Annotated in this window: 8 protein-coding genes; 6 read left to right on the forward strand and 2 right to left on the reverse strand. The window is 63.6% G+C overall.

Features of this window, described 5'->3' with window-relative positions; all coding sequences use genetic code 11:
- Window positions 1-6 precede the first annotated feature (6 nt).
- A complete protein-coding gene (locus LB564_RS16380) occupies window positions 7-429 on the reverse strand; it encodes a hypothetical protein (protein ID WP_140705023.1) in 423 nt (140 codons plus the stop codon).
- A gap of 2 nt (window positions 430-431) precedes the next feature.
- Window positions 432-1,685: a sarcosine oxidase subunit beta gene (locus LB564_RS16385; protein WP_023793829.1), complete on the reverse strand. Its 1,254-nt coding sequence runs from the start codon at window positions 1,683-1,685 to the stop codon at window positions 432-434.
- A gap of 248 nt (window positions 1,686-1,933) precedes the next feature.
- Here LB564_RS16385 and LB564_RS16390 point away from each other — a divergent pair, with 248 nt between their 5' ends.
- The 6 genes from LB564_RS16390 (at window position 1,934) to LB564_RS16415 (ending at window position 5,888) form a co-directional block, all read left to right on the forward strand.
- Window positions 1,934-2,692 (forward strand): SDR family oxidoreductase, encoded by a 759-nt coding sequence (locus LB564_RS16390; protein ID WP_224539233.1) that lies wholly within the window; start codon window positions 1,934-1,936, stop codon window positions 2,690-2,692.
- Between the two features lie 125 nt (window positions 2,693-2,817).
- The gene (locus LB564_RS16395) at window positions 2,818-3,204 is read left to right on the forward strand and encodes an SET domain-containing protein (protein ID WP_224539201.1); all 387 of its coding nucleotides are present in this window, start codon (window positions 2,818-2,820) and stop codon (window positions 3,202-3,204) included.
- A gap of 175 nt (window positions 3,205-3,379) precedes the next feature.
- Window positions 3,380-3,646, forward strand: coding sequence for a 30S ribosomal protein S21 (rpsU, locus tag LB564_RS16400; protein WP_010911429.1), 267 nt, complete (start codon window positions 3,380-3,382; stop codon window positions 3,644-3,646).
- A gap of 139 nt (window positions 3,647-3,785) precedes the next feature.
- Window positions 3,786-4,628 (forward strand): tetratricopeptide repeat protein, encoded by an 843-nt coding sequence (locus LB564_RS16405; RefSeq protein WP_140704270.1) that lies wholly within the window; start codon window positions 3,786-3,788, stop codon window positions 4,626-4,628.
- A 210-nt stretch (window positions 4,629-4,838) separates the two neighbouring features.
- Window positions 4,839-5,315: a DUF992 domain-containing protein gene (locus tag LB564_RS16410; RefSeq protein WP_224539204.1), complete on the forward strand. Its 477-nt coding sequence runs from the start codon at window positions 4,839-4,841 to the stop codon at window positions 5,313-5,315.
- Window positions 5,316-5,405: 90 nt separating this feature from the next.
- Window positions 5,406-5,888, forward strand: a complete 483-nt coding sequence (locus LB564_RS16415; protein WP_224539205.1) for a DUF992 domain-containing protein — start codon at window positions 5,406-5,408, stop codon at window positions 5,886-5,888.
- Window positions 5,889-6,228 lie beyond the last annotated feature (340 nt).

Consider the following 6,228-nt stretch of genomic DNA (forward strand, 5'->3'; position numbering starts at 1 on the left):
TTGTTCCTACAATTCGCCGTGACCGACGTGGGCGCCAGCCGGTTGGTCGCAAAGCCTTTGGCCCATAGCCGCAAATGGCGCGACGAGCCGGATGCGCTCCTCCACGCTTGCGGCCGGGCGAAACAGATCGCGATACGCCATGTTGCCGATGGTGAGTTGCATCGGATCGGTCGTGACGATGACGCGACGTGGCTCGAACGGTTCGTCCTCGTCGAGATCGGCGGGTCTGTTCTCCACGAACATGACCACTCTCTGGCCGCCACTCCACACGCAGGCCAGGACGCCGTCGTCGACGGTAAATGGCCAGTTGGCCTCGTTTCCAGCGCGGCTGATCGGCTGCGTGCGGAATTCGTCCGCCGAAGGAAAATGGAACATGCCCTGTTCCCCCGCCAGCATCAGCGGCATGGCGACAGCCATCTGCGCCATCATCATCAGTGCGCCACCGCCGCCGCCGCCGCCTCGTCAATGAGGCGGCCGGTGCGGAAGCGCTCGATGGTGAAGGGCGCGTTGATCGGATGCGGATCGTCCTTGGCGATGGTGTGGGCGAAGACATGGCCCGAACCGGGCGTCGCCTTGAAGCCGCCCGTGCCCCAGCCGCAATTGACATAGAGGCCGGGCACCGGCGTCTTGGCCAGGATCGGCGAGCGGTCGGGCGTCACGTCGACGATGCCGCCCCACGAGCGCAGCATTTTCATGCGCGTGAAGATCGGGAACATCTCGCAGATGGCGTCGAGCGTATGCTGCAAGATGTGCAGCCCACCGGTCTGCGAATAGGAGACATACTGGTCGGTGCCGGCGCCGATCACCAGTTCGCCCTTGTCGGACTGCGAGATGTAGGCGTGCACCGTGTTCGACATCACAACGCAAGGCACGACCGGCTTGATCGGCTCCGACACCAGCGCCTGCAGCGGATAGCTTTCCAGCGGCATGCGCACGCCGGCCATATTCATGATGACCGAGGAATGGCCGGCGGCGACGACGCCGACCTTCTTGGCGCCGATGAAGCCACGCGTCGTGTCGACGCCCGTCACCGCGCCATTGGCAGCCCGCTTGACGCCCGTCACCTCGCAGTTCTGGATGATATGCACGCCGCGCGCCGAGGCGCCGCGCGCATAGCCCCAGGCGACAGCGTCGTGGCGCGCCGTGCCGCCGCGGCGCTGCAAGGCAGCCCCGACGACCGGATAGCGTGCGTCCTTGGAGGTGTTGAGCGGCGGGCAGAATTCCTTTGCCTGCTCAGGCGTCAGCCATTCATTGTCGATGCCGTTGAGCCGGTTGGCATGCACGTGGCGCTTCAGCACCTGGATGTCGTGCACATTGTGGGCCAGCATCATGACGCCGCGCGCCGAATACATGACGTTGTAGTTGAGTTCCTGACTGAGCCCATCCCACAGCTTCAGGGCATGGTCGTAAATGCCGGCGCTCTCGTCATAGAGATAGTTCGAACGGATGATGGTGGTGTTGCGGCCGGTATTGCCGCCGCCGAGCCAGCCCTTTTCCAGAACCGCGACATTGGTGATGCCGTGCACCGTGGCGAGATAATAGGCGGTGGCCAGGCCATGGCCGCCGGCGCCGACGATGATGACGTCGTATTCCTTCTTCGGCTCGGGCGAGGACCATTGCTCCTCCCAGCCCTTGTGGCCGCGCATGGCCTCGCGGGCGATGGCGAATACAGAGTATTTCTTCACGGTCCAGCCTCGCAAATGGCAGCCGGGCGTTCATCATCAAGCCCCGGCGCGCGAGGTGTATCACTAGCGAAACCGCGCTGCCATCCTTGCGCTGTTTGCGACGGCGCTTGCCGTTTTGCGCCGTGCTGAAAAAGACGCAAGCAAGGCATCGGCACATTGGCACGTATCGGGTGGCCCTGCCCGGCCCGATCTGTGACCAAGCATCCCGATTGCCGGCGAGACCGGCGCGAAGGACAGGGATGCAAAAGATGCTCGCACTCGCCAATAAGATCGCCATCGTCACCGGCGCCAGTTCCGGCATTGGCCGCGCCACCGCAAAGCTGTTCGCCGAGGAGGGCGCCAGGCTCGTCATTTCCGCCCGCCGCCAAGCGGAGCTTGATGCGCTCGCCGCCGAAATCGAGGGCGCCGGCGGCACGGCCGTCGCCCTCGCGGGGGACGTCACCGACGAGACCTACGCGAAAGCCCTCGTCGAGCTGGCGGTCGGCAGCTTCGGAGGACTCGACATCGCGTTGAACAATGCCGGCTCCGTTGGACTGATGGGATCAGTCCCCGACATGTCGGCACGGACATGGCACGGGACGATGGACACCAATCTGACCAGCGCCTTTCTCGGCGCGAAGTATCAGATACCGGCCATGCTGGAGCGCGGCGGCGGCTCGCTGATCTTTACGTCGAGCTTTGTCGGTTACACCGCCGGCATGCCGGGCATGGCCGCCTACGCCGCCGCCAAGGCCGGCCTGATCGGTTTGACGCAGGTGCTTGCCGCCGAATACGGACCGAAGGGACTGCGCGTCAACGCGCTGCTGCCGGGCGGCACCGACACGCCAGGCGCGACCACGACCACGCCCGAGGCCCGCGCCTTTGTCGAGGGCCTCCATGCCCTGAAGCGCATGGCGCAACCGCGAGAGATCGCCCGCTCCGCGCTTTACCTCGCCTCCGACGCCTCGAGCTTCACCACGGGAACCGCGCTGTTTGCCGATGGCGGCGTGTCGATCAACCGGACGTGAAGGATTTACGGGGAACAGGCCTGTTCGTCGTTGTGACGCAGGCCGCCGGTCTTGCTTTTTGCGCCCGATTTGGCGATTTCGTTTCCTGTCGAAACGGGTCCTTTTACCAAACGAGTCTTGAAGCCATGATGCTGATCCGAACTTATGTCGCCCAGAGCGCCATCGAAGGCGTCGGCATGTTCGCCGCCGAGCCGGTCGCGAAAGGCGCCTCGATCTGGCGGCTGGACCCGGATTTCGACCGGCTGATCCCGATGGACAAATACGAGACGGCCTCGCCGCCCCTTAAGGAATTGCTCGACCGCTACGCCTATCCGAGCCCGGACAAGCCCGGTTTCATGGTCTACGAGGTCGACAATGGCCGCTTCATGAACCATTCGGCCACGCCGAACACCGACTTCTCGCACTATGGCGGCGCGACCGCGACCCGGGATATCGCCGTCGGCGAGGAGATCACCTGCGATTACGGTGAGTTCTTCGAGGATTTCGAGCGGTTGCACCTGGCCACGGCGTAACGGCGCCCTATCTCCAGGCGACCGTGGCAATTTGGCTGCCGTCTCTCATTTCGACTGTGGACAGCGAGGCTTGATTCTGCTATCAGCCGCCACAATTCGTGGTGTCGAGCGCCGCGGAGGCTTGTGGCTATGGCTACTTGCCTGTTGATATCAAACCCGAAAGACAGGATTGCCCGTGCAGGTACTCGTCCGCGACAATAACGTTGATCAGGCGCTTCGCGCGCTCAAGAAGAAGATGCAGCGCGAAGGCATTTTCCGCGAAATGAAGATGCGCGGCCACTACGAGAAGCCTTCCGAGAAGCGCGCCCGTGAAAAGGCCGAAGCCGTTCGCCGTGCCCGCAAGCTGGCCCGCAAGCGCGCACAGCGCGAAGGCCTGCTGCCGATGACCCCGCGTCCGGTCGCTGCTGGCGGTGCCGCCGGTGCAGCGCGTCCGCCGCGCTGATTATCGCCAATATTTCGTCCTTTTCGAAGGATACCAGGGTGGCGCGATGCGGAATCGCCGCCACCCTTTTATTTTGATATGACCGGCCCGGAGGGGGGAACCGGACCCGAACGACGGCGCAAGTGAGGACAGGGCAGACATGAACGCAACGAGCGTGGAGCGCGGGACCGCATTGCGTGGTTTCGCCCTGACAGCGGCCCTGCTTTCCGGATTGGTGCTTGCCGGCTGCCAGACATCGGGCCCGGCTGGCGAGTTCAACAACATCGACAAGGCGCAAGGGTCGAGCGAGAACATCTCCTCGCTGTCGGCGGTGATCCAGCGCAATCCCCAGGATCCCGAGGGCTACAATGTGCGCGGCTCGGCCTATGGCCGCGGCGGCCAGTACCAGGCGGCGCTCAAGGACTTCAACCAGGCCATCCAGCTCAATCCGAATTTCTACCAGGCCTATTCGAACCGGGCCCTCATCCAGCGCTTCCTCGGCAACCAGGAAGCAGCGCTTGCGGACTACAACCGCTCGATCCAGATCAACGGCAATTACGACGCCGCCTATATCGGCCGCGGCAATCTCTACCGTAAGGCCGGCCGCACCCAGGATGCCTTCACCGACTTCCAGAAGGCGATCCAGCTCGACACGACGGACGCCCGCGCCTACCACAATCGCGGGCTGATCTATCAGAGCCAGGGCCAGCACAAATTCGCCATCGAGGATTTCTCGACAGCCATCTCCCTGGCCCCCGACGCGGCCGAGCCCTATAACGGCCGTGGCCTCTCCTATCTGGCGACGGGCGACGAGGACAACGCCTTCTCCGATTTCAACATGGCTATCAAGCTCGACGGCCAGAACGCCGAGGCCTGGGCCAACCAGGCGCTGATCTACGAACGGCGCGGCGACAAGGCCAAGGCGGCGAAGTCCTATCGCGAGGCCGTGCGCCTCAACCCCAGCTACCAGCCGGCCAAGGACGGCCTCGCCCGCGTCAGCTGACATCGGCCTCTACAAGCCCGCATAAGCGTTCCACCACATCGTGTGCGTGTCCAAAAAGACACGCGGCGAGGCATATCGCCCTCAAACCGGCAACCCCGCGTTAACCCCGGCGGCAAGCCGTCGACCCTTGCCTTGTTCGCGCCAAGTTTTCAGCGGAACGGTCGCGGGGCCCGAGACGTTACCGAAGACTGACTGCGAAAGGACCCTCCCATGATCAAGAAACTCGTCTGCGCCGCCGCCCTTGCAACGACCGTGTTCGCCGCCGCTCCGGCCAGCGCCGGCAAGCTGCAGCTCGGCACCCTCGACTGCACCATCGATGGCGGCACCGGCTATATCGTCGCCTCCAACAAGGGTGTGTCCTGCGTTTTCCGCCCCTACCATCACGGTCCGTCGGAAATTTACACCGGCGTCATCTCCAAGATCGGCGTCGATCTCGGCAAGACGCATCAGGGCCAGCTCGTCTGGGCCGTTTTTGCCGCGACCCGCGATCGTGACGCTGGCGACCTTGCCGGCAGCTATTACGGCGTCAACGCCGAGGCGAGCGTCGTGACCGGCGGCGGCGCCAACCTGCTGGTTGGTGGCTTCGACAGCGCCTTCATGCTGGAGCCGCTCAGCGTCCAGGCGCAGACCGGCGTCAACCTCGCCGTGGCCGTGACGTCGCTGGAACTGATCCACTCGCTCAAATAAGCGGATTGGAGCCTCGACTCCAGGCCCTTCACTTCGCGGCGCGGAACCCGATAGGATGGTTCCGCGCCGTTTTTGATTTTGGGGGACGCCATGCCGAGGACAGCCATTGCCGCTGCCGTGATCGCAACCGTGCTTGCCGGCCCGGCACGAGCGCAAGATCAGGGCATCGAACTCGGCACGCTTGAATGCGCCATATCGGGCGGCACCGGTTTCATTTTCGGTTCGAGCAAGGATCTGAGCTGCACCTTCACTCCGGCCGACAAGACCTTCGCCCCGGAAGCCTATTTCGGCGCCGTCAACAAATACGGCCTCGACATCGGCACGACCAAGCAGGCGGTGATGCGTTGGCTGGTGCTGACGCCGCTGAAGAACATCTACGCGCCGGGCGCCTTGGCGGGTGACTATATCGGCGCCAGCGCCGAAGTGACCGCGGCCGTCGGCGCCGGCGCCAATCTCCTGGTCGGCGGCTCCTCGCAAGCCTTCACCTTGCAGCCGCTCAGCCTGCAGACGCAGACCGGCATCAATCTCGCCATCGGCGTCAGCCAGTTCCAGCTGCGCAGCACCGAGAACTGATCAGCATGATGACGGCCGGTCGCCCCATCGCTTCGTCATCCTAAAGCGTGTCGCGTCGAAACGGGTTTCATGCGACGCGCTTAGATCCTTGGTTTTATGCATGGCGTTCTCCCAAAACCGAGGTCACTTTTGGGCGACATGCATTAGGGCGAAGCAAGGAGCGGAGCGACGCGGCGCAGAACCCTGGGATCCATGAGGTGACCCTAACACTTTGAAACAGTGCAGAATTCTGCACCCCTGCACCCCTCAACAAAGGTCGCGGCATGGCAACTGTGTTCATGCGAATGCTTTTTTATCACGGATGATGGCGTTGAGGACGACGAGGAGCTTCCTTGCAACG

It is taken from the genome of Mesorhizobium sp. ES1-6 (assembly GCF_020164775.1).
GTDB lineage: Bacteria > Pseudomonadota > Alphaproteobacteria > Rhizobiales > Rhizobiaceae > Mesorhizobium.

Bases quoted from the DNA above. Each gene is read 5' to 3' on its own strand.
- LB564_RS16390 (WP_224539233.1), top strand. From the start codon at position 1,934: ATGCTCGCACTCGCCAATAAGATCGCCATCGTCACCGGCGCCAGTTCC.
- LB564_RS16395 (WP_224539201.1), top strand. From the start codon at position 2,818: ATGATGCTGATCCGAACTTATGTCGCCCAGAGCGCCATCGAAGGCGTC.
- LB564_RS16415 (WP_224539205.1), top strand. From the start codon at position 5,406: ATGCCGAGGACAGCCATTGCCGCTGCCGTGATCGCAACCGTGCTTGCC.
- LB564_RS16380 (WP_140705023.1), bottom strand. From the start codon at position 429: ATGATGGCGCAGATGGCTGTCGCCATGCCGCTGATGCTGGCGGGGGAA.
- LB564_RS16405 (WP_140704270.1), top strand. From the start codon at position 3,786: ATGAACGCAACGAGCGTGGAGCGCGGGACCGCATTGCGTGGTTTCGCC.
- LB564_RS16410 (WP_224539204.1), top strand. From the start codon at position 4,839: ATGATCAAGAAACTCGTCTGCGCCGCCGCCCTTGCAACGACCGTGTTC.